We start from the raw sequence: 21,606 nt of genomic DNA, 5'->3' as shown, positions 1-21,606 counted from the left end.
CAAGTTCAGTCGAACAGTCTGGAAAGTCTGGCCAGAGCGGGTGATAGCCCCGTAGGCGAAAGACTTGCAAAGATCCTTGAGTAGGGCGGGGCACGTGAGACCCTGTCTGAACATAGGGGGACCACCCTCTAAGCCTAAATACTCCTTGGTGACCGATAGTGCACAAGTACCGTGAGGGAAAGGTGAAAAGCACCCCGACAAGGGGAGTGAAAGAGACCTGAAACCGAACGCCTACAAGCAGTCGGAGCTCCCTCGTGGAGTGACGGCGTACCTTTTGTATAATGGGTCCGCGAGTTTCTGTTTGCAGCAAGCTTAAGCCGTTAGGTGTAGGCGCAGCGAAAGCGAGTCCGAACAGGGCGCCGAGTTGCAGGCAGAAGACCCGAAACCGAGTGATCTAGCCATGGCCAGGCTGAAGGTGGGGTAACACCTACTGGAGGGCCGAACCCACGCCTGTTGAAAAAGTCGGGGATGAGCTGTGGCTAGGGGTGAAAGGCCAATCAAACTCGGAAATAGCTGGTTCTCCGCGAAATCTATTGAGGTAGATCGTCAGGCGAACACCGCCGGAGGTAGAGCACCGGAAGGGCTAGGGGGACCCAAAGTCCTACCAAACCCTACCGAACTCCGAATGCCGGTGAGTGCTACCTGGCAGACAGACAGTGGGTGCTAAGGTCCATTGTCGAGAGGGAAACAGCCCAGACCAACAGCTAAGGCCCCCAAATCGTGGCTAAGTGGGAAAGCATGTGAGACGGCCAAAACAACCAGGAGGTTGGCTTAGAAGCAGCCATCCTTTAAAGAAAGCGTAATAGCTCACTGGTCTAATAGCTGTCTTGCGGCGAAAATGTAACGGGGCTCAAGCCACGTGCCGAAGCTTTGGGTGCTCGTAAGAGCGCGGTAGCGGAGCGTTCCGTAAGCCTGCGAAGGTGAACCGTGAGGTTTGCTGGAGGTATCGGAAGTGCGAATGCGGACATGAGTAGCGACAAAGAGGGTGAGAACCCCTCTCGCCGAAAGTCCAAGGGTTCCTGCGCAAGGCCAATCCGCGCAGGGTGAGCCGGCCCCTAAGGCGAGGGCGACAGCCGTAGCCGATGGAAACCAGGTGAATATTCCTGGGCCTGTCAGAAGTGACGAGTGTGAAACGTTGTCTCTCCTTATCGGATTGGAGAGGCTGCCAGATCACTCCAGGAAATAGCTCTGACATATAGACCGTACCCGAAACCGACACAGGTGGACTGGTTGAGTATACCGAGGCGCTTGAGAGAACCATGCTGAAGGAACTAGGCAAATTACTCGCGTAACTTCGGGATAAGCGAGACCCACCATTGGGCAACCAGCGGTGGGTGGCACAGACCAGGGGGTGGCGACTGTTTAGTAAAAACACAGGGCTCTGCGAAATCGAGAGATGACGTATAGGGTCTGACGCCTGCCCGGTGCCGGAAGGTTAAGGGGAGGAGTGCAAGCTCCGAACCGAAGCCCCGGTAAACGGCGGCCGTAACTATAACGGTCCTAAGGTAGCGAAATTCCTTGTCGGGTAAGTTCCGACCTGCACGAATGGCGTAACGACCTCCCCACTGTCTCCAGCATGGGCTCAGCGAAATTGAATTCCCCGTGAAGATGCGGGGTACCCGTGGTCAGACGGAAAGACCCTATGAACCTTTACTGCAACTTCGCAGTGGTGCCAGGAAGGGGCTGTGTAGGATAGGTGGGAGGCTATGAAACCGGGGCGCCAGCTTCGGCGGAGCCATCCTTGAAATACCACCCTGCGCCTTTCTGGCATCTAACTGAGCCCCGTATAGCCGGGGCCAGGACCCTGCGTGGCGGGCAGTTTGACTGGGGCGGTCGCCTCCCAAATGGTAACGGAGGCGCGCGATGGTGGGCTCAAGCCGGTCGGACATCGGCTGTTGAGTGCAAAGGCATAAGCCCGCCTGACTGTGAGCGCGACAGCGCGAACAGAGACGAAAGTCGGCCTTAGTGATCCGGTGGTCCCGCGTGGAAGGGCCATCGCTCAACGGATAAAAGGTACTCTAGGGATAACAGGCTGATCTCCCCCAAGAGTCCACATCGACGGGGAGGTTTGGCACCTCGATGTCGGCTCATCGCATCCCGGGGCTGGAGCAGGTCCCAAGGGTTCGGCTGTTCGCCGATTAAAGCGGTACGTGAGCTGGGTTTAGAACGTCGTGAGACAGTTCGGTCCCTATCTGCCATGGGTGTTGGAGACTTGCGAGGATCTGTCCCTAGTACGAGAGGACCGGGATGGACGTACCTCTGGTGCACCAGTTGTTCCGCCAGGAGCATCGCTGGGTAGCTAAGTACGGAACGGATAACCGCTGAAGGCATCTAAGCGGGAAACCAGCCTCTAAACGAGGTCTCCCCAAGGGCCGTGGAAGACCACCACGTCGATAGGCCGCATGTATACGCCTGGTAACAGGCTCAGCTAAGCGGTCCTAATAGCCCAAACGATCTCATCTCTCCCATCGCTGTCGGCCTCAAAACCGACACCGCACGCAGCACCAATCCGCACTCACACTCACTCACATCACCAAATCAGACACACCATCCGTTCACACCCAAAAAGAAGATCCGGCTTGGTGGCCTGGTGGCCATCGCGGGGTTGATACACCCGATCCCATCTCGAACTCGGCCGTGAAACACCCCAGCGCCCATGGTACTTCGCCTCAAGGCGCGGGAGAGTAGGTCGCCGCCAGGCCACCAAGCCGGACCTTCTTTTTGGTTTCCACCATGAACGGAACAAACCCACCACCGCGGGGTGGAGCAGCCCGGTAGCTCGTCAGGCTCATAACCTGAAGGTCACAGGTTCAAATCCTGTCCCCGCATCCCATCGCCCGAACAAGCACCGCCCTCGCGCAAGCCAGGGCGGCGTTTTGCTTTTGTACCCCCGCGGTGCTAATTCCCCGGCCGTGACGAGCCCCCCCGCGCTGCGCCTGACCCGCCTGATGCTGCAGGATTTCCGCAGCTACGCGCAGCTCGATCTGCGCTTCCAGGCCGGGGTTGTCGTCATCGCCGGGCGCAATGGCGTCGGCAAGACCAACCTGCTGGAAGCCATTTCCCTCCTCACCCCCGGCCGCGGGCTGCGCAACGCCCGCGCGGGCGAGCTGGGGCGGCGGGAGGGGGAGGAAAGCCGCCCCTGGACGATTGCCGGGCATTTCGACGGCCCGTCCGGCCCCATGACCATCGGCACCGGCCAGGACCCGGCCAGCGACCGGCGCGGCTTCCGCCTCGATGGCGCGCCGCTGCGCAGCCAGGCGGAGCTCTCGGCGCAGATCGCCGCCCTCTGGCTCACCCCGCAGATGGACCGGCTGTTCCAGGAAGGCGCCAGTGGCCGTCGCAAATTCCTCGACCGCCTGGTCTGGGCGCGCGAGCCCAGCCATGCCCGCGACGTCGCTTCCTACGAATCCGCCATGAGCCAGCGCAACCGCCTGCTCGCCGAAGGGCGGCGCGACGCCCGCTGGCTGGCGGCGCTGGAGGACACCATGGCGCGCCATGCGGTGGCCGCCATCGCCGCCCGCCGCACCAGCTGCGGCCAGCTCAATGCCACGCTCAGGGCCGGCATCGCCGGCGCCTTCCCGGCGGCGCGGCTGGAGCTGCTCTGCCCCATCGCCGCGGCGCTGGAGGAAGAACCGGCGCTCGCGGTCGAGGAGGCGCTGCGCGATGGCCTGGCCGCCGACCGGGCGCGCGACGCCGCCGCCGGCGGGGCCCGCCAGGGCGCGCACCGCACCGATCTGCGCCTGGTGCTGCTGCCCAAGGAGATCCCGGCCGAGCTCTGCTCCACCGGCGAGCAGAAGGCGCTGCTGGTCAGCACCGTGCTGGCCCAGGCGGCGCTGGTGGCCGCGCATCGCGGCTTCGCGCCGCTGCTGCTGCTGGACGAGGTGGCGGCGCATCTCGACCCCGACCGCCGCGCTGCGCTGTTCGCGGCGCTCGACGCCCTGCCGGCGCAGTGCTTCCTGACGGGGACGGAGGAGGCGCCCTTCGCCCCGCTCCAGGGCCGTGCACAACTCTTCGCGGCCATGCCGGGGACACTGCTGGAAAGCGCCGATTTCCCCGTGTCCCGGGCGCCGTAAAGTGCTAGAAAATCCCGTGTTTCCGACTGTCCTGAGCAGGAGTTTCCCGCCGGCATGAGTGAGTCCGCGCGCGCGCCGTCCCCCGCCCCCGAGACGCAGGCGGACGCCTATGACAGCGCCTCCATCACCGTGCTGCGCGGGCTGGAAGCCGTCCGCAAGCGCCCGGGCATGTATATCGGCGACACCGATGACGGCTCCGGCCTGCACCACATGGCCTTCGAGATCATCGACAACGCCGTCGACGAGGCGCAGGCGGGCTTCGCCACGCGCTGCGACGTGTCGCTGAACGCCGATGGCTCGGTCACCGTCACCGATGATGGCCGCGGCATCCCGACCGACATCCACCCCGAGGAAGGCGTCTCCGCGGCCGAGGTCGTGCTGACCCGGCTGCATGCCGGCGGCAAGTTCAACCAGAATTCCTACAAGGTCTCGGGCGGGTTGCACGGCGTCGGCGCAGCGGTGGTCAACGCGCTGTCCGAATGGATGGACGTGACCATCTGGCGCAACGGCCAGGAGCATTTTCTTCGGTTTGAGCATGGCGACACGGTGCAGCCGCTGAAGGTGGTGGGCCCGACCGACCATCCGAACGGCACGCGCGTCACCTTCAAGCCCTCCTCCGGCACCTTCACCCGCACCGAATACGAATTCGCCATCCTGGAGAAGCGCCTGCGCGAGCTGGCCTTCCTCAATTCCGGCCTGGCCATCACGCTGCGCGACGACCGCCCCGTGGCGCTGGGCGAGCCGGCGAAGGAGACCGCCTTCCGCTTCGATGGCGGGCTGGTGGCCTTCGTCGAATGGCTGGACCGCTCGAAGGAGCCGCTGTTCAAGCCGGCCATCAGCCTGCGCGCCAAGGAAGGCACCGGCATCCAGGTCGAGCTGGCGATGTGGTGGAACAACAGCCCGCATGAGCTGGCGCTGTGCTTCACCAACAACATCCCGCAGCGCGATGGCGGCACCCACCAGGCCGGCTTCCGCCAGGCCCTGACCCGCGTCGTCGCCAAATATGCCGAGGACCTGGCCAAGAAGGAGAAGGTCGAGCTCTCCGGCGAGGATATGCGCGAAGGCCTGACCGCCGTCATCTCGGTCAAGGTGCCGGACCCGAAATTCTCCTCCCAGACCAAGGACAAGCTGGTCTCCTCCGAGGTCCAGCCGGTGGTGCAGGCGGCCGTCGCCGACGCGCTCTCCCACTGGTTCGAGACGCATCCGAAGGAGGCGCGCCAGGTCCTCGACCAGGTCGTGCTCGCCGCCGCGGCGCGCAAGGCGGCGCAGCTGGCGCGCGAGAAGGTGGGGCGCAAGAACGCGCTCGACATCTCGACCCTGCCCGGCAAGCTGGCCGATTGCCAGGAGAAGGACCCGACCAAATGCGAGCTGTTCCTGGTCGAGGGTGACTCGGCCGGCGGCTCCGCCAAGCAGGGCCGCGACCGCCGCTTCCAGGCGATCCTGCCGCTGAAGGGCAAGATCCTGAATGTCGAGCGCGCGCGCATCGACAAGATGCTGTCCTCGGCCGAGATCGGCACGCTGATCACCGCCCTCGGCACCGGCATCGGCACCGGGCCGGTGGAGCGCGGCGGCTTCTCCGCCGACAAGCTGCGCTACCACCGCATCGTCATCATGACCGACGCGGATGTCGACGGCTCGCATATCCGCACCCTGCTGCTGACCTTCTTCTTCCGGCAGATGCCGGAGCTGCTGCAGCGCGGGCATCTCTACATCGCCCAGCCCCCCCTCTACCGCGCCAAGCGCGGGCAGGAGGAGCGCTACCTGAAGGATGACCGCGCGCTCGAGGATTTCCTGCTCGAGAAGGCGCTGCACAACGCCACGCTGCGCTTCGCCGATGGGCATGAGGCGCAGGGCGAGGCGTTGCGCGAGGTGGTCGAGGGGCTGCGCCAGACGGCGCACCGCATCCGCCGCCTCTCGGCCAATATCCCGGCCGAGATGGTGGAGCAGGCGGCGATCGCGGGCGCGCTGACCGGCGATGCCGACCGGGCCCTGGCCGCGGCGCCGACGCTGGCCGCGCGGCTGGATGCCATCTCCCGCCCGACCGAGCGCGGCTGGAAGGTCACGGCGGATGCCGCCGGCCTGGCGATGAGCCGCACCGTGCGCGGCGTGGTGGAGCGCCACCGCATCGACCCCACCGGGCTGCGCAGCCCGGAGGCGCGCTGGCTGGCCGAGCGCCAGCAGACGCTGGCCGCCACCTGGGGCGCGCCCGCCACGCTGGCCATGGAGGGTCCCACGCAGGAAGTGGCCGGCCCGCTGGCCGCCTTCGACCGCATCCTGGCGCAGGGCCGCAAGGGGCTGGCCATCCAGCGCTTCAAGGGCCTGGGCGAGATGAACCCGGACCAGCTCTGGCAGACCACGCTGGACCCGGCCGCGCGCACCCTGCTGCAGGTGAAGATCGAGGATGTGGAGGATGCCGAGCAGGTCTTCTCCACCCTGATGGGCGATGTGGTCGAGCCGCGGCGCGAATTCATCGTCGGCAACGCCCTCAAGGTCGCCAATCTGGACGTCTGAGCGGATGGATCACGCCCCGGACCACGCCATGACGGGAGCGGCCGAGAGCCGCCTGGCCGAGTTGGAGGCGCTGGTGGCGCGCCTCGGCGAGGCCGCCGCCACGCTGCGCCAGGAGCGCGACGCGGCGCGCGAGCGGGCGCTCGCCATGGAGCAGGAGCTGGCCCGCACCGAGGCGCGGCTGCTGGTCGAGACCATGCACAGCGCCGGCCTCGCCGCGCAGGCGACGCAGCTGCTCGCCGCCGGCGCCGATGCGGCGCTGGCCCCGGCCGAGGGCGAGGCGGACAAGACCGTGCTCACCCTGGTCTATGAGCGCGCCTTCGACGCCAAGGGCGCCGAGCTCGGCGTGCCGGAGCCCTCCGCCTTCCGCGCCTGAGGGCCCGCGGGGGACGGAGGGGACGCGGCCGGGCATTGACCGCGCCGGCCGCGCGCCCCCATTGATTCAGGGTCCGGCGGATCGGCCGGCCTGGCTGCGACGGGTGCCCCATGGTCCAAGGATTGCCGAAACTCGACCGCATCGACCTGCGGATCCTGGCGCATCTGCAGAAGAATGGCCGGATGACCAATGTCGACCTGGCCGAGGCGGTCGGGCTGTCGGCCAGCCCCTGCCTGATGCGGGTGAAGCGGCTGGAAAAGGCTGGCTACATCGCCGGCTATGGCGCGCAGATCCATCTGCAGAAGCTCGGCGACACCCAGACGGTGTTCACCGAGGTTACCCTCTCCGACCACCGCAGCCATGATTTCCAGCGCTTCGAGACCAGGCTGCGCGCGGTGGAGGAGGTGATGGAATGCCACCTCGTCTCCGGCGGCTATGACTACCTGCTGAAATTCGTCACCCGTGGCCTGCCGCACTACCAGGACATCATCGAGCAGCTGCTGGCCCAGGATATCGGCATCGAGAAGTATTTCAGCTATGTCGTCATCAAGACCGCCTTCGTGCGGCAGCACTACCCGCTGGAGCGCTTCTTCCCGCCGCATGAATAGCGCGCCGGCAGGCCCGGGCGGGCGGGCGCGCATCCCCGGGGGAGAGGGGAGGGAGGGGCATCATGATCACCGGCCATGTCTTCATCGCCACCAGCCTGGACGGCTTCATCGCGCGGGAGGATGGCGACATCGCCTGGCTGCTCAGCCGCGACGATCCGGCCGAGGACCATGGCTATGACGATTTCATCCGCGACATCGACGCGCTGGTGATGGGGCGCGGCAGCTTTGAGGCGGTCTCCGCCATGGGCGAATGGCCCTATGACCGGCCGGTGCTGGTGCTGTCCCGCCGCCTGGCCGGAACGCCGGTGCCGCCGGCGCTGGCCGGCCGGGTGCGCTTCGCCGATCTCGCGCCGCGCCAGGCCATGCAGGCGCTGGCGGCGGAGGGGAAGCGCCGCGTCTATGTCGATGGCGGGCAGGTGGTGCAGGCCTTCCTGCGCGAGGGGCTGATCGAGGATCTGGTGCTCACCCGCATCCCCGTGCTGCTCGGCACCGGCAGGCCGCTCTTCGGGCCGACCGGCGGCGGCGATATCGCACTGGCGCATCTCGGCACGCGCGCCTTCCCCTCGGGCCTGGTGCAGAGCCGCTACCGGGTGGTGGCGGCCTAGCTCAGCCGCGCACCGGCCAGATCTCCTCCTCCCGCCAGCCCAGCGCGGCGAAGTCGGCCGCGCGCAGCGGCGCCTCCTCCCCGGCATAGAATTCGTCGAGTTGCGGCGGCGCGATGGCGGTGCCGCTCAGCATCGCATGCGCCTGGCCGCGATGATGGATCTGGTGCTGGAACAGATGCAGCAGCAGCCGGTCCAGCCGCTCCCTCTGGTCGCGCTGGCCGCGATGGATGGTGACGATGCGCGACAGCTCGCCGGGCGCCAGCCCCTCGACCAGCGCGATCAGCCGCCGGTCCATGGCGGATTGCGCCGCCAGCAGGGCGGGCGGGCGTCGCGCAGGGCTCGCGCTCGGCCCAGGCGGCGGGGCCAAGCCGGCCGCCCTCCATCGCATCGATGTAGAAATGGTCGATGATCAGGATGTGGTTCAGCGTGGCGCGCAGGCTGGGGAAGAAGCCGCTGCGCGGCGCGGTGAACTCGGCCTGGCTCAGCCCCTGGCAGGCGGCCAGCAGGCGGTGATTGGCCCAGCCATTGTTGCGCGCCATGGCGCGGTAGGGCAGCAGCAGCGACTCGCTCATCGGGGCCGTCCTCGCCGGTCGGGGGCGTGCAGCATCGCCGCCGCGGCGGGGCGGGGACAGCGACATCCGCGCGAGCCCGCGGCAGCTCCGGGCGGCAGGAGGTGCGACCCGGCGCGCCGAGCCGCACCCCCGGGGCGGGCGCGGCCGCTCAGCCCGGCTTCGGCGTTTCCTCCTGCGGGTGCTGGCGCAGGAATTCCTGGTGCAGCTCATCGGCCATGCCGCGCAGCGCGGCGCCGATGCGGGCATACTCATACTCGTTGAGATTGGCGAGGGAGACGCGCGCCGCCGGCTGCTGGGTGCCGAAGCCGCGCCCGGGCAGCAGCACGATGCCGGCCCGGTCGGCGATGCGGAACAGCATGTCGCCGGAGCTGGAGCGCTCGGTGACCCAGGCGCCGAACGCCTCGCCATAGAGCCGCGTGGAGATCCGCCGCAGATCCAGCAGCGTGTAGTAGTCGACCGCGTTCGGCCCGATCTCCGGCTGCAGCCCCAGCTCGCGATACAGCGTCGCCTCGCGCCGGCGCACCAGCTGCTTCAGCGCCGCCTTGTAGCTGTCGCTCTCATCCATCATCGCGAACAGCGCGAACATCACCATCTGCACCTGCTGCGGCGTCGACAGGCCGGCGGTGTGGTTCAGCGCCACGGTGCGGCTGTCGGCGACCAGCCGGTCGATGAAGCGCAGCGCGCGCACATCCGGCACCAGCGAGCCGTAGCGGCGGTCGAGCGCCGCCTTGGTCTCCTCGGGCAGGGCGGCGATGCCGCGGTCCAGCACATTGTCCCGCTGCGCGGCCACCACGCCGAGGCGCCAGCCGGTCGCGCCGAAATACTTGGAGAAGGAATAGACCAGCAGGGTGTTCTGCGGGCAGACGGCGAAGAGCGAGCGGAAATCATCGGCGAAGGTGCCGTAGACATCATCCGTCAGGATGATCAGGTCGGGCCGGTGCTCCTTCACGATGCTGGCCACCCGCGCCAGGCTGCGGTCATCCATCTTCACCGAGGGCGGGTTGCTCGGGTTGACGCAGAAGAACACCTTGATCGCCGGGTCCTTCAGCTTGTCCAGCTCGGAATCCGGATACTGCCAGCCCTGCTCGGGATCGGCATGGATCGGCACCTCCTGCAGCGCATAGGTGTCGAGCTCGGGGATCTCGATATAGGGGGTGAAGACCGGCAGGCCGATCGCCACCTTGTCGCCCTTCGCCACCAGCCCGTTCTTCTGCAGGCTGTCGAAGATGTAGGTCATGGCGGCGGTGCCGCCCTCCAGCGCGAAGAGGTCGATGCCCTCGCCCGAGACCGAGCCGCCGACCATCTCGCGCACCAGGTACTGCTTCACGATCTGCTCGCTGAGGCGCAGCATGCGCGGCGGCTCGGGATAGACGCCGCCCAGCACGCCCTCGACCATCTCGTGCAGGAAGTCGGAGGCGGAGAGGCCGAGCTGGTCGCGCACATAGCTCAGCGCGCGGCCGAGGAAGGTGACGCCGGGCTGGTCGCGATGCTCGGCGACGAAGCGCTCGAAGCGGCCCTCGATGCCCTCGATGCGCGGCAGCCCGCCGACGCCCACCGGCATGTAGGAATAGGACAGCTCCGATTCCGACACGGCGAACAGGCCGAGGCGCAGGAAGGCGCGGCGCGGCAGCGTCGCCATGAAATTGGGATTGCCGCGGCCCGCATTCAGCATCAGCCGGTTCGCCTTGCCGGAGGCGAGGCGGATCAGCTCGTCCTTCAGCTCGAAGGGGCTGAGCTTCGCATACTGGGCGTAGTCGTCCTTACGGGGTTCCATGGAGCGGCCTCCTGCCGTTGCGACGTCTGGTGCGAGGGGTCGTCATGCCAGGGCCACGATGAGTGGCCCGAGCAGCGTGAGGAAGACATTCGCCAGCGCGTAGGTGATGGCGAAGGACGCGGTGGGGATCGAGTTGCCGGCCTTGTCCAGGATCTCGCCGAAGGCCGGGTTGGCGGAGCGCGAGCCGGACAGCGCGCCGGCGAAGATCGCCGTGTTGTCGTAGCGCAGCAGGTAGCGGCCGACCGCCATGGTGATCAGCAGCGGCAGCACCGTGACGATGATGCCGAGCAGGAAGATGGTCAGCCCCTGCTGCATCACCGTGCTGACCGCCTGCTGCCCCGATTGCAGCCCGACCACCGCCACGAAGCCGGCCAGGCCGAGATCGCGCAGCAGGGTGGAGGCGCCGGTCGGCATGTTGCCGATGGCCAGGTTGCGGCCGCGATACCAGCCGAACAGCAGGCCGGAGAGCAGCGCGCCGCCGCCGCTGCCGAGCGTCAGCGGCACATCGGCCACCCGCACCACCGCCAGCCCGACCAGCAGGCCGAGGGCGAGGCCGAGGCCGTGGAAGACGAAATCGGTCTTGTCGGAGGGCACGATGGTGGTGCCGGCCGCCTTCGCCGCGCGCTGCACATCGCTGTCGGCGCCGTAGAGGGTGACGACATCGCCGCTCTCCACCCGGGTCGTCGGGCCGAGCGGCACCGGCTGGCCGCCGCGGCGCAGCGCCACCAGGAACACGCCATGCCGCATCGTCGGCGCCACCGAGCTGCGGATCTCGGCGACGGTGCGGCCGACCAGGGCGGGGTTGGTCACCGCCACATCCCGCGTCAGGGTGATGACGTCCATGCCCTCGGAGGATTGCAGCTCCGGCCCGATGGCCGGCGCCAAATCGACCAGCCCGGCGCGGCGGCCGACCAGCAGCACGACATCGTCGCGCTCCAGCGCCGTCTGCGGCTCGACGCCCAGCATGGCGCCGGCGCGCTTGATGCGCTCGACCGAGACCGGCGCGCCGGCCCTTGCCTCCAGCTCGGCCACGGTGCTGCCGGCGGCCTGGTCGACGCGGAACAGGCGGCCCACCAGGTCGGGGGCGGCGGGCTGCTCGCCCGGGCCATAGACCTTCGCCCCGGCCAGCAGCGCCGCCTCGGCCTTCAGCGCGTCGTCGCGGATGCTGCGGCCGGTCACCCAGGGCAGCAGGTTGACGCAGACCAGGATCGCGCCGAGCGAGCCGAAGATGTAGGTCACGGCATAGCCCACCGCGACATTGCCCTGCAGGCGCTGCACCTCCTCCAGCGGCAGGCCGAGCTTGCCGATGGCGGCGCTGGCGGTGCCGATGATCGCCGATTGCGTCAGCCCGCCGGCGGCGATGCCGGCGGCCAGGCCCTTGTCCAGCCCGAACATCCGCGCCAGCACCACGACGGTGGCCAGGCCGCTGATGGCCAGCACCAGCGCCATGACGATCTCGCGGATCGATTGCCGGCCGAGGGAGCGGAAGAATTGCGGCCCGCTCTCGAAGCCGACCGCATAGATGAACAGCGCGAAGAGCACCGCCTTCACGCCATTGTCGATCTGGATGCCGAGCTGGCTGATCAGCACCGCGGCCAGCAGCGAGCCCGCCACCCCGCCGAGCTGGAACTTGCCGAACTGGAACCGGCCGACCCAGTAGCCGAGGGCCAGGGACAGGAAGAGGGCGATTTCGGGGGATTGGTTCAGCAGGGCGGAAATCCAGGACATCGCGCTCACGCCTCCAGGGAATGCCCAAGGCGCGGGAGCGTAATGGCGCAGCCGAACCTATCGCGCTTCCTTAACGAAGACGGTGGACCGGTTTTCTTCATCGCGCATTCGTGTTGCGTGAGGCACGGAACCTCGCTGCGGTCGCGGCTGGCAGCTGCCGGCAGACCCTGGCAGCCCTGAGGAGAGGCAGGCCGCCGGAGCCGGGAGGCCGTCCCCAGAGGAACGGCGCAGGCCAGCCGGTGCCGTTGGGCGGTGCCGGCGGGAGGGTGCCGGGGGGACGGGGCCGTTGGGAAGGCCCGCGGCGGCTCAGCCGCGCAGCGCGCCGCCGCTGCGCCAGCCGGCCCAGGCCGAGACGGCCAGCAGGGCGGAGAGGGAGAGGGTATAGCCCAGCGCCCCGGGCTTCGGCGCGCCGCCCAGCAGCGGCGCCGCATTGGCCGCCAGCAGCCCCAGCACCAGGCCGGCGCAGGCCATCCAGGCGGCCAGCAGCAGCGCCGGCCGGCCGCGCCAGGCGGCCCAGAGCAGGCCGGCCGCGATGGCGAACTCATCCAGCGCCAGCGGGATGAAGCCGGGGAAGAGGCCCCCCGGCGAGACCAGGCGGCGGGCGATCTCGCCCCCCGCCAGGGCCAGCGCCACCAGCACGGCCAGCGCCCGGGGGCCGCGCAGCGTGGCGGCGCCCGCCATCAGACGCGCATCGGCATCAGCACATAGAGCGCCTCGGGCTTCGCCGCATCCACCACGACGGTGGGGGGCGGAGCCATCGGCGAAGCGGAACTCCACCTTCTCGGCGATCTGGTCGGTGATGTCGGCGAGGTAGCGCGCCTGGAAGCCGATCTCGATCGGGCCCGAGCCGTAGGAGACGGCGCCATTGTCCAGCTCCTCCTCCGCCTGGCCCTGGTCGGGGCTGCTGGCGGTGAGCGTCAGGCTGTCGGTCTTCAGGCTCAGCTTCACCGGGCGCGAGCGCTCGGAGGAGATGGCGGCGACGCGGGAGACGGCGTCGGCGAAGGCCTTCTTGTCCACCGTCATGATCTTGTCGTTGCCGCGCGGGATGACGCGCTCATATTCGGGGAAGGTGCCGTCGATCAGCTTGCTGGTCAGGTGCACACTGCCGAAGGCGAAGCGGATCTTGGTGTCCGACAGCTTCACCTCGATCGCGTCGCCGGTCTCGTCGGCCAGCTTGCGGATCTCGTTCACCGTCTTGCGCGGCACGATCACGCCGGGCATGCCCTCCGCCCCTTCGGGCAGCGGCTCCTCGACGCGGGCCAGGCGGTGGCCATCGGTCGCCACCGCCCGCAGCACCTTCTGCCCGTCCACTTCCGTCGCGTGCAGATAGATGCCGTTCAGGTAGTAGCGCGTCTCCTCGGTGGAGATGGCGAACTTGGTGCGGTCCACCAGCTCGCGCAGCAGCGCGGGCGGGATCTGGAAGCCGTGCGGCAGCTTGCCCTCGGTCATCGAGGGGAAATCCTCCACCGGCAGCACCATCAGGCTGGTGGCGAAGCGGCCGGCGCGCAGCGCCAGCGGCGCGTCGCCGCCGGCATGGTCCAGCTCGACCTTGGCGCCGTCCGGCAGCTTGCGGACGATCTCATACAGCGTCGCCGCCGGCGCCGTGGTGCGCCCGGCGCGGGAGACGGTCACACCCGGCACGTCCTCGACGATGGCGATTTCCATGTCGGTCGCGGTCAGGGTCAGCGTGCCGTCCTGCGCGGCCAGCATCACATTGGCCAGGATGGGGATGGTGTTGCGCCGCTCCACCACGCTCTGCACATGCGCGAGCGCCTTGAGCAGCACCGCCCGGTCCACCGAGAACTTCATGGCTTGAGCAACCCCCGCGCGGATGATGGGCACGCCGAGCGCGCCCGGAAACGAGACAAGTCGCCCTCTCTACCAGCCTGGAACGCAAGGCGAAAGCCGGGTCCGGCTGGAACTCTCCGCCATCCGCCCCGTTCTCCTCGGCGCCATGTCCCACACACCCCAGCCCCCCACCGCATCCTGGGCCACCGACCGCAACGCCGTGCTGGGCGAGGGGCCGCCCCAGGCGCCCCTGATGCTGGTGGGCGAACAGCCGGGCGATGAGGAGGACCGCCAGGGCCGGCCCTTTGTCGGCCCCGCCGGGCGGCTGCTGGACCGCGCCCTGCAGGCCGCCGGGCTGGACCGCGCCGCCTGCTACCTGACCAACGCCGTGAAGCATTTCAAATTCACCCAGCGCGGCAGCCGGCGCATCCACCAGAAGCCCGACACCGGCGACATCGCCCTCTACCGCCCCTTCCTGCTGCGCGAGGTGGACCGCATCGCCCCCCGGCTGATCGTGGCGCTGGGCGCCACCGCGGCGCAGGGGCTGCTGGGGCGCAAGGTCGGTGTGCTGAAGCTGCGCGGGCAGTTCCTCTCCGGCCCCGATGACCACCCCCTGCTGCTGACCGTGCATCCGAGCTTCCTGCTGCGCCTGCCGGACCCGGCGCTGCAGGAGGAGGAGTATCGCCGCTTCGTGCAGGATCTGGCGCTGGCGAAGGGCAGGGTGTTTGGCAGCTAAAGACGTTCTTTTTTGAAAAAAAGAACCAAAAAACTTTTGTCAGTTGGCGTCCCGCTGATGGCCTGAGGCGGGACGCCAAGCTGACAAAGTCTTTTTGCTTCTTTTTCTTCAGAAAAAGAAGATTTTAATCAATAACTTGGCTCGTGCCGGTCCAGTGCCGCCTGCGGCAGTTCCATCGCCAGCGCCGACCAGGTCCAGACCAGCCAGCACTGTACCTCCCGCCCCGGGAAGATCTGCCGCAGCAGCGCGCGATAGGCCGCCATCTGCCGCAGATACAGCGTCGGCACGTCCTTCGCCTCGGTCGGCGGCGGGCGGTTGGTCTTGTAGTCGAGGATCAGCACCCGCTCGGGCGTGATCAGCATGCGGTCCACCTGGCCGGCCAGGCGCTGCCCGTTCACCGAGCCGGCGATCGGCGCCTCCGCCAGGCTGCCGGGGCCGAAGGCCGCCACCAGCGCCGGATGCTCCAGCAGGCGCAGCACCTCCTCCAGCGTGGCAGTGCGGTCGGCCTCGCTCAGCCCATGGCCGGGGCGGGCCAGGAAGCGCTCGGCCAAAGCGCGGCGCTCGGCGGCGGGATGCTCCGGCAGATGCTGCAACAGGGCGTGGATCAGCCGGCCACGGCGGAAGCGCTCGCCGGTCGGGTCGGCGCGGCCATGCGGCGCGGCGGTGGGCGTCTCCTCCTCCCCCGGCAGTGCGGAGGGGGAGAGGGTCAGCGCCACGCTCTCCGGATCGGCGGCGCGGCCGAGCCAGGCGGGCAGCGCGGCGGCCTCCGCCGCACCGGCGGCGGCGGGCTCGGCGCGCGGCGGCGCGGTTTGCGCGGTGGCATAGCGGCGCAGCGGGCCGGCGAAGCTGGCCGAGGGCGGGGCGCCGAAGCGCGCCGGCTCGAAGGGAATTTCTTCAGCGCCCTCCAGCCGGCCGATGCCCTGGGAGACGAGGTCGTACCAGCTGCCTTCCTTCGGCGTGCCCCAGGCGCAGACCAGCAGCCGGTCCTCGGCCCGCGTCAGCGCGACATAGAGCAGCCGGTTCTCCTCCGCCTCGCGCGCCGCCGTCTCGGCGTCCATCAATTTGGTCCAGGCGGGGGCGAAGAAATCCTTGCGGCTGCGCGGCGCCCAGAAGGGCAGGGGCGGCGCCGATTCCTCCCAGCGCAGCGGCTTCTCGCCCCGCCCGCTGCCGACATCGGGGATGATGACGACCGGCGCCTGCAAGCCCTTGGCGCCATGCGCCGTCATCAGCCGCACCGCATCGGCGCCCGATTCCGCCTCGCGCCGCACCTCGGCGCCGCCGCGGCGCAGCCATTGCACGAAGCCCTGCAGGCTGGGCGGGTGGCGCTGCTCATAGGTCAGCGCGGCGTTCAGCATCTCGTCCAGCGGGTCGGCCGCGTCGGGGCCGAGGCGTTCCAGGATGCGCGCCCGCCCGCCATGCTCGCCCAGCACCTCGGCCAGGATGGTGTGCGGTGTGGCGAGGTCGGCGCGGTCGGCCAGCCCCGCCAGCCATTCGGCGGCGCGGCCGGCATTGCTGTCGCTGCCGCGCATCTCCAGCAGCCGCCACCACAGCGGCTGGGTGCGCGCCCGCGCCAGTTCGCACAGCTCGGTCTCCGAGACATTGCAGAGCGGGCTCTTCAGCACGGCGGCCAGTTGCAGATCGTCCTCCGGCAGCAGCAGCACGTCGCACAAGGCGAGCAGGTCCTGCACCGCGATCTGCTCGATCAGCTGCATGCGGTCGACGCCGCCCACCGCCACGCCGCGCGCCTTCAGCGCCCGCACCAGTAGGTTGGAGAAGCCGGTGCGCCGGCGCAGCAGCACCAGGATGTCGCCGGGGCGGATCGGCCGGTCGCCGCGTGCCGGCAGCCGCTCCTCCCGCACCATCTGGGCGATGCGCGCGGCCAGGCTCTCGGCCATCAGCGCCTCGGCATCATCCTCGGCCACCGGCTCCTCCGGCACCTCCCAGGGCTGCAGCGCGGCGCTGTCGGGCCTGGTCAGCATCGGCCAGATCTCGACCATGCCGGCCTGGCCCTCGCGGTCGGCGCGGTGGGTCAGCACGCTGCCCTCCGCCACCACGCCGCGCCGCGCGGGCCCGTCGGCGAAGACCGCATCGACCAGCGCCAGCACCGGCGCGGTGGAGCGGAAGGAGACGTTGAGCGGCACGGCGGCGAATTCCGACCCCGCCGCCGTCACCGCGCCCTCGAAATGCCGCTCCCACCGGGCGAAGCCGGCGGCGTCCGCGCCCTGGAAGCCGTAGATCGATTGCTTCTCGTCACCGACGGCGAAGATGCTGCGGATGCTCTCCGGCTCGCGCGTGCCGAGCCCGGCGAAGAACTCCTCCGCCAGCCGCGCCGCGATCTCCCATTGATGCGGGTTGCTGTCCTGCGCCTCGTCCAGCAGCAGATGGTCCAGCCCGCCATCCAGCTTGTACAGCACCCAGGCGCTGCCCGGATCGTGCAGCAGCCCGCGCGCCGCCTGGATCAGATCGTCGAAATCGACCGCGCCCTGCCGCGCCTTGCGCGCCGTGTAGGCCTCCAGCACCGGCTGGGCCAGCGCCAGCAGCGCCAGCGACGCGGCATGCAGCCGCCAGGCCTTGCGCTCCTCCTCGAAGGCATGGATGCGCTCGGCCTCGGCGGCCATCAGCGCCTGTACCTCCTCATGCCGCTCCTTCAGCCCGCCCTTGGTGCCGAGCGATTTGCGCGGGCTGCCCTCGGCGGTCAGGAAGATGCTGCACCATTCCTCCCAGCGCGCGGCGCGCGCGGCGTGGGAGAGGTCGATCCACGCCTTCATCACCGCGCCGCGGTCGCGGTCATTGGCGTTGCCGCTCTGCCGCAGCAGCGCGGCGGCGCGCACCATCTCGCTGTCCACGGCGCTCGCCATGGCCAGCAGCGCCTCGCCTTCGCCGCCCTCGCGCGGCAGGCCGAGGCGCCGGCGCAGCACCGAGTCGCAGCCCCTGATGCCGCCGGCCTGCGCGATGGCGGCGCCCAGCCGCTCGCGCTCCTTCACCAGGCTCTGCAGCGTCTGCGCGAAATCCTCCGGCGAGCCGAGCCCGGCCATCGCCTCGATCGCCGCCTGCGGCAATTGTCCCGAGGCCAGCGCCAGCTCGCGCGATTCCGCCAGCATCTCGGCGGCATCCGCCTCCTCGATCAGCGCGAATTGCGGCGGCAGCCCAGCCTCCAGCGGGAAGCCGCGCAGCAGCGACTGGCAGAAGGAATGGATGGTCGAGATGCGCATGCCGCCGGGCTGCTCCAGCACCTCGGCGAACAGCCCGCGCGCGCGGCGGCGCAGCGCGGCATCCGGCTTCTCGCCCGTCAGCGACAGCAGGCTTTCGGTGAGCGCCGCATCCTCGGCCACCGCCCATTCGCCGAGGCGCTTCGCCAGACGCGTGGCCATCTCCGCCGCCGCCGCCTTGGTGAAGGTCAGGCACAGGATGCGGCCGGGCTTGGCGCCGGGGCGCAGCAGCAGCCGCAGCACCCGGTCGGTCAGCACCTTCGTCTTGCCGGAGCCCGCCGAGGCGCCGACCCAGGCCGAGGCGCGCGGATCGGACGCCCGCCGCTGCGCCGCCTGCGCCGCGGCGCGGGGGGAGAGGGTCTCGCTCATCGCGCTGCTCCGATCGTCCAAGGCTGGGGGAATGAATTCCCCCAGACCCCCATCTTTTTTCTGCCCGAGCCGGCGGACGCTGTCCGCCGGCGGCAATCATCACACATCTTCGGCCGTGCCCCATTCGGCGAAGCGCGCCAGATGGTCATGCTCGCTGCGCTGCGGCCGGCGGCGCGGATGCGGCCGCGCGATGAAACGCCGATGGCCGAGAAGAAAACCCTGCACCAGCGCGGTCGTCTGCTCCAGCGCGTCCGCGCCCAGCGTGCCAGGGTCGCCTTTCACCGGCTTCACCTCGCCCGGCGTGCCACCACCGGTCAGCCGCCAATGGGCGAGCCCCGAGACCGGCGCGCCCGCAATGCCCTGGAAGCCGCCCGCCTCAGCGATGGCGGCCTCCAGCGGCATCTGCGGCGCGCGGCCATCGGTCATCTCCTTGCCCGTGGGCGGCGTGCCGGTCTTGTAGTCGATCAGCGCGATCGTGCCGTCCGCCAGCTCGTCCAGCCGGTCGGCCCGCACCTTCAGCTTCACCCGCTTGCCGGCGATCTCCAGATGCCCCGGCAGCTCGGCATGGCGGCGGCGGATGCGCCGTCCCTGCTGCGCCGCCTCCTCCTGCGCCACCACGAAACCGCCGATGCGCGCCAGCCGCGGCCGCCAGAAGGCCAGCAGCCCCGGCCGCGCCGCCGCCTCCGCCAAGGCCGCCTCCGCCGCCTCGGCGAAGAACCGCGCCGCCACCTCACTGCCCGGCCAGCCGCCCGGCGCATCGCCGATGCGGCGCGTCCAATCGGCCATCACCTGATGCACGATCTGGCCATAGTCGGAGGCCCCCACCTCGGCATCCAGCGGCTCCAGCGGCAGCAGCCGCAGCACGCGGCGGGCATAGAAGCCGTAGGGGTCGGCCATCAGGTCCGCCACCTCGGTAACGCTGATCTCGCGCGGCCGGTCCTCGGGCGGGGGCGCGGGGGCGGGGCGGGGCCAGGGCTTCACCACCTCCGGCATGTCGAGCCGCGAGGCCCAGTCCAGCGCCCGCTCGCGCGGCAGCGCCAGCCCCGGCGCCTGGCCACCGAGAAAAGTCTCCAGCCGGGTCAGCCAGCGGCTGGGCACGGTGGGCGCGCCGGCCCGCTTGCGGGCGCGCGCCAGCACCACACGCGGCGCGCAGGAAGCCGCCAGCATGAAATCCGCCGCCACCCGGCCGATCCGCGCCTCCGGCTCCGGCAGGCCGAAATCGCCGCGCATCGGCCGGCTCATCCAGGGGCCGGGATCGGTCGATTGCGGCCAGACGCCCTCCTCCAGGCTACCCAGCACGGCGAGGTCGAAATCCTGCAGCCGCGCCTCCAGCAGGCCGAGGATGGCGATGCGCGGATGCTGTGCATGCTCCCGCCCGCGGCCGATGCGCACCCCCGGCGCCGCCGGCCCCTCCAGCAACACATCGAACAGCGCCGGCCAGGAAGCCGGACTCATCGGCGGCAATTCGCGCAGGGCCGGCGGCAAGGTCGAGAGGAACACCGCCAGCGGCTCGCCCTCCTCCCCGGCATAGAGGCGCAGGCCGCCCGGCCGGTCGCGCGCCGCCGCCAGCGCCTCGGCGGCGTTCAGATGCGCCTCCAGCAGGTCGGCCGGCGGCCGGGCCGGGCTGTCGGGCAGGGCGGAGAAGCCCTGCAAGGCGGCTTCCAGGGCGGAAAGAAGTTTCTCCACCGTGGCCAGCAGCGGAGCATCCTTCTCGCGCCGCAGCGCCTCGGCCACGCGGGCGCGCAACCCGTCCAGCCCCGGCGCCGGGCGCGGCCCGCGCAGCGCGCGGCGCTCCAGCAGGCGTACCGCCTCCATCCATTCCGAGCGGGTCATGCCGCCGGCGGAGAGCGGGTGCTTCAGCAGCGCCAGCAGCGGCACCGGCGCGAAGCCCTCCGCCACCGCGCGTGCCAGCAACCGCAGATACGCCCCCGTCGGCGTCTGGCCGAGCGGCTGGCCGGCCGAATCATCGGCCACCACCCCGTGCCGCAGCAGCTCGGCGGCGACGCGGCGGCCGAGCTCGCGGTCCGGCGTGATCAGCGCGGCGCGGGCGCCGGGCGTTTCCAGCGCCTCGCGCAGCCGCAGCGCGATCGCCACCGCCTCGGCCTGCACATCCGGCGCGTCCAGCAGGGTCAGCCCTTCCAGCGCCGGCCGCCAATGCTCCGGGCGGCGCTCCAGCCAGGCCTCGATGCCGGCGGCCGGGCGCAGCGCGCAGGCGATCAGCGCGGCGCGGCGCTGCAGCGCCGGATCGCCCTCGCCGCCGCCGGGCCAGGGCATCAGATCCTTGGGCGTCGCATCCATCGCCGAGAGCAGCCGCACCTGACCGGAAAGCGGATGCGTGGGACTCTCGCCGATGGCGGCCCAGAGCGCCTCCGACTTCACCTCGCCCGCGCCATGCAGCACGACGCAGCCCTGCGGCATCTGCGCCACCACCTTCAGCAGCGCGGCGGCGGCGGGGATGGTGCCGCCGGCGCCGATGCCGGCGGCGATCACCGGGTCCTGCGGCGGCTCGCGCTTCCAGGCCTCGGCCTGGGCGCGCAGCGCCGCGACGCGGCGCGGGCCGATATCCATCAGCCCCTGCTCGGCCAGCCACGCCTCCCAGGCGGAGAGCACGCCGCGCAGGAAGGTCAACGTCACCTGCCAATGGGTGGCGAATTCCTCCGGCACCAGAGTGTCCAGCCGCGCCATGTCGCAGCCTTCCAGCGCCGTCTCGTCCAGCCATTCGGCGAGCGCGGTGGCCAGCCGCCAGGCCTGTTCCGGCGTGTCCGGCCCGCCGAAGCGCGACGGCAGGCGCATCACCAGCGCGGTCAGCACCGAATGCCGCACCGCGGGCTCCACCGCCGGCGGCAGGTCGAGCAGCGCCGGCAGCGACAGCTCATCCGCCTCCTGGGTGGAAAGGCCGCTCAGCGCATGCATGCGCGGCAGCAGCAGGGTGCGGCCGCCGGCCTCGCGCAGGAAGCTTTCGCGCAGCGCCAGCGCGGCGCGGCGGGTGGGCAGCAGGATGGTGGTGCGCGACAGCGCCAGCGGGTCGTCCTGCCCCACCCAGCGCAGCACCCCGGCCGCCAGCGTGCCGAGGAAGGGCAGATGCGCCGGGATTTCGTAGAGCCGCATGATGCCTCCTGTGCCCGCCGGCCCGCCGCGAGAGGCGGCCATCGGCCCTGGCGGATGTGAACCGCGCAGGGGGCGAAGGCAAGCGCGGCCTCGGCCGGGCGGGGCTTGCGCCGCCGCGCCCGGCGCCGCAGCCTCGGGCCTCATCGCGTGAG

General features: G+C 70.1%; 12 protein-coding genes, 1 tRNA gene, 2 rRNA genes and 2 pseudogenes (1 of these 17 only partly in view). 9 read left to right on the top strand and 8 right to left on the bottom strand.

Going from position 1 to position 21,606, the window contains the following annotated elements; all coding sequences use genetic code 11:
- From QE401_RS15885 to QE401_RS15850, 8 genes are all read left to right on the top strand, one after another.
- A 23S ribosomal RNA gene (locus QE401_RS15885) occupies positions 1–2,463 on the top strand (it extends 273 nt beyond the left edge of the window).
- Positions 2,464–2,586: 123 nt separating this feature from the next.
- Positions 2,587–2,701: ribosomal RNA gene (gene rrf / locus QE401_RS15880) — 5S ribosomal RNA — on the top strand.
- A gap of 54 nt (positions 2,702–2,755) precedes the next feature.
- Positions 2,756–2,829: transfer RNA gene (locus tag QE401_RS15875), tRNA-Met, on the top strand.
- A gap of 83 nt (positions 2,830–2,912) precedes the next feature.
- The gene (gene recF / locus QE401_RS15870; protein WP_307139132.1) at positions 2,913–4,073 is read left to right on the top strand and encodes a DNA replication/repair protein RecF; all 1,161 of its coding nucleotides are present in this window, start codon (positions 2,913–2,915) and stop codon (positions 4,071–4,073) included.
- A 54-nt stretch (positions 4,074–4,127) separates the two neighbouring features.
- Complete coding sequence (gene gyrB, locus QE401_RS15865; RefSeq protein ID WP_307139131.1) at positions 4,128–6,584, top strand: DNA topoisomerase (ATP-hydrolyzing) subunit B; 2,457 nt, start codon at positions 4,128–4,130, stop codon at positions 6,582–6,584.
- 4 nt (positions 6,585–6,588) lie between these two features.
- A complete protein-coding gene (locus QE401_RS15860) occupies positions 6,589–6,957 on the top strand; it encodes a hypothetical protein (protein WP_307139130.1) in 369 nt (122 codons plus the stop codon).
- Between the two features lie 110 nt (positions 6,958–7,067).
- Complete coding sequence (locus tag QE401_RS15855; protein WP_307139129.1) at positions 7,068–7,565, top strand: Lrp/AsnC family transcriptional regulator; 498 nt, start codon at positions 7,068–7,070, stop codon at positions 7,563–7,565.
- 62 nt (positions 7,566–7,627) lie between these two features.
- Positions 7,628–8,170 carry a dihydrofolate reductase family protein gene (locus QE401_RS15850; protein ID WP_307139128.1) on the top strand — a complete coding sequence of 181 codons (543 nt, stop codon included), beginning with the start codon at positions 7,628–7,630 and terminating at the stop codon, positions 8,168–8,170.
- 1 nt (position 8,171) lies between these two features.
- Here the strand turns inward: QE401_RS15850 and QE401_RS15845 are convergent, their stop codons facing one another.
- The 6 genes and pseudogenes from QE401_RS15845 to dnaN form a co-directional block, all read right to left on the bottom strand.
- On the bottom strand, positions 8,172–8,537 hold the full coding sequence (locus QE401_RS15845; RefSeq protein ID WP_307139127.1) for a DinB family protein: 366 nt from the start codon (positions 8,535–8,537) through the stop codon (positions 8,172–8,174).
- Between the two features lie 61 nt (positions 8,538–8,598).
- Positions 8,599–8,709: pseudogene (locus QE401_RS15840) on the bottom strand (DinB family protein); the annotation flags it as partial.
- A gap of 181 nt (positions 8,710–8,890) precedes the next feature.
- On the bottom strand, positions 8,891–10,516 hold the full coding sequence (locus tag QE401_RS15835; RefSeq protein WP_307139126.1) for a bifunctional aspartate transaminase/aspartate 4-decarboxylase: 1,626 nt from the start codon (positions 10,514–10,516) through the stop codon (positions 8,891–8,893).
- 42 nt (positions 10,517–10,558) lie between these two features.
- Positions 10,559–12,244: an aspartate-alanine antiporter gene (gene aspT, locus QE401_RS15830; RefSeq protein ID WP_307139125.1), complete on the bottom strand. Its 1,686-nt coding sequence runs from the start codon at positions 12,242–12,244 to the stop codon at positions 10,559–10,561.
- 306 nt (positions 12,245–12,550) lie between these two features.
- Positions 12,551–12,925, bottom strand: a complete 375-nt coding sequence (locus tag QE401_RS15825) for a hypothetical protein (RefSeq protein WP_307139124.1) — start codon at positions 12,923–12,925, stop codon at positions 12,551–12,553.
- A pseudogene (gene dnaN / locus QE401_RS15820) lies at positions 12,925–14,053 on the bottom strand (DNA polymerase III subunit beta). The gene QE401_RS15825 and the pseudogene dnaN overlap by 1 nt, the downstream one beginning before the upstream one ends.
- 145 nt (positions 14,054–14,198) lie before the next feature.
- Between dnaN and QE401_RS15815 the strand changes: the two are divergent.
- Positions 14,199–14,768: a UdgX family uracil-DNA binding protein gene (locus QE401_RS15815; RefSeq protein WP_307139123.1), complete on the top strand. Its 570-nt coding sequence runs from the start codon at positions 14,199–14,201 to the stop codon at positions 14,766–14,768.
- A gap of 128 nt (positions 14,769–14,896) precedes the next feature.
- Here the strand turns inward: QE401_RS15815 and addA are convergent, their stop codons facing one another.
- Both addA and addB read right to left on the bottom strand, forming a co-directional pair.
- On the bottom strand, positions 14,897–18,346 hold the full coding sequence (gene addA / locus QE401_RS15810; protein WP_307139122.1) for a double-strand break repair helicase AddA: 3,450 nt from the start codon (positions 18,344–18,346) through the stop codon (positions 14,897–14,899).
- Between the two features lie 99 nt (positions 18,347–18,445).
- Complete coding sequence (addB, locus tag QE401_RS15805; RefSeq protein ID WP_307139121.1) at positions 18,446–21,454, bottom strand: double-strand break repair protein AddB; 3,009 nt, start codon at positions 21,452–21,454, stop codon at positions 18,446–18,448.
- Between the last annotated feature and the right edge of the window lie 152 nt (positions 21,455–21,606).

The sequence above is a fragment of the Pseudoroseomonas cervicalis genome, from assembly GCF_030818485.1.
GTDB classification, from domain to species: domain Bacteria; phylum Pseudomonadota; class Alphaproteobacteria; order Acetobacterales; family Acetobacteraceae; genus Pseudoroseomonas; species Pseudoroseomonas cervicalis_A.
This window is presented reverse-complemented; position numbering and strand designations above follow the sequence as displayed.

Bases quoted from the DNA above. Each gene is read 5' to 3' on its own strand.
- gyrB (WP_307139131.1), top strand. From the start codon at position 4,128: ATGAGTGAGTCCGCGCGCGCGCCGTCCCCCGCCCCCGAGACGCAGGCG.
- QE401_RS15860 (WP_307139130.1), top strand. From the start codon at position 6,589: ATGGATCACGCCCCGGACCACGCCATGACGGGAGCGGCCGAGAGCCGC.
- QE401_RS15855 (WP_307139129.1), top strand. From the start codon at position 7,068: ATGGTCCAAGGATTGCCGAAACTCGACCGCATCGACCTGCGGATCCTG.
- QE401_RS15850 (WP_307139128.1), top strand. From the start codon at position 7,628: ATGATCACCGGCCATGTCTTCATCGCCACCAGCCTGGACGGCTTCATC.
- QE401_RS15835 (WP_307139126.1), bottom strand. From the start codon at position 10,516: ATGGAACCCCGTAAGGACGACTACGCCCAGTATGCGAAGCTCAGCCCC.
- aspT (WP_307139125.1), bottom strand. From the start codon at position 12,244: ATGTCCTGGATTTCCGCCCTGCTGAACCAATCCCCCGAAATCGCCCTC.
- QE401_RS15825 (WP_307139124.1), bottom strand. From the start codon at position 12,925: ATGGCGGGCGCCGCCACGCTGCGCGGCCCCCGGGCGCTGGCCGTGCTG.
- QE401_RS15815 (WP_307139123.1), top strand. From the start codon at position 14,199: ATGTCCCACACACCCCAGCCCCCCACCGCATCCTGGGCCACCGACCGC.
- addA (WP_307139122.1), bottom strand. From the start codon at position 18,346: ATGAGCGAGACCCTCTCCCCCCGCGCCGCGGCGCAGGCGGCGCAGCGG.
- addB (WP_307139121.1), bottom strand. From the start codon at position 21,454: ATGCGGCTCTACGAAATCCCGGCGCATCTGCCCTTCCTCGGCACGCTG.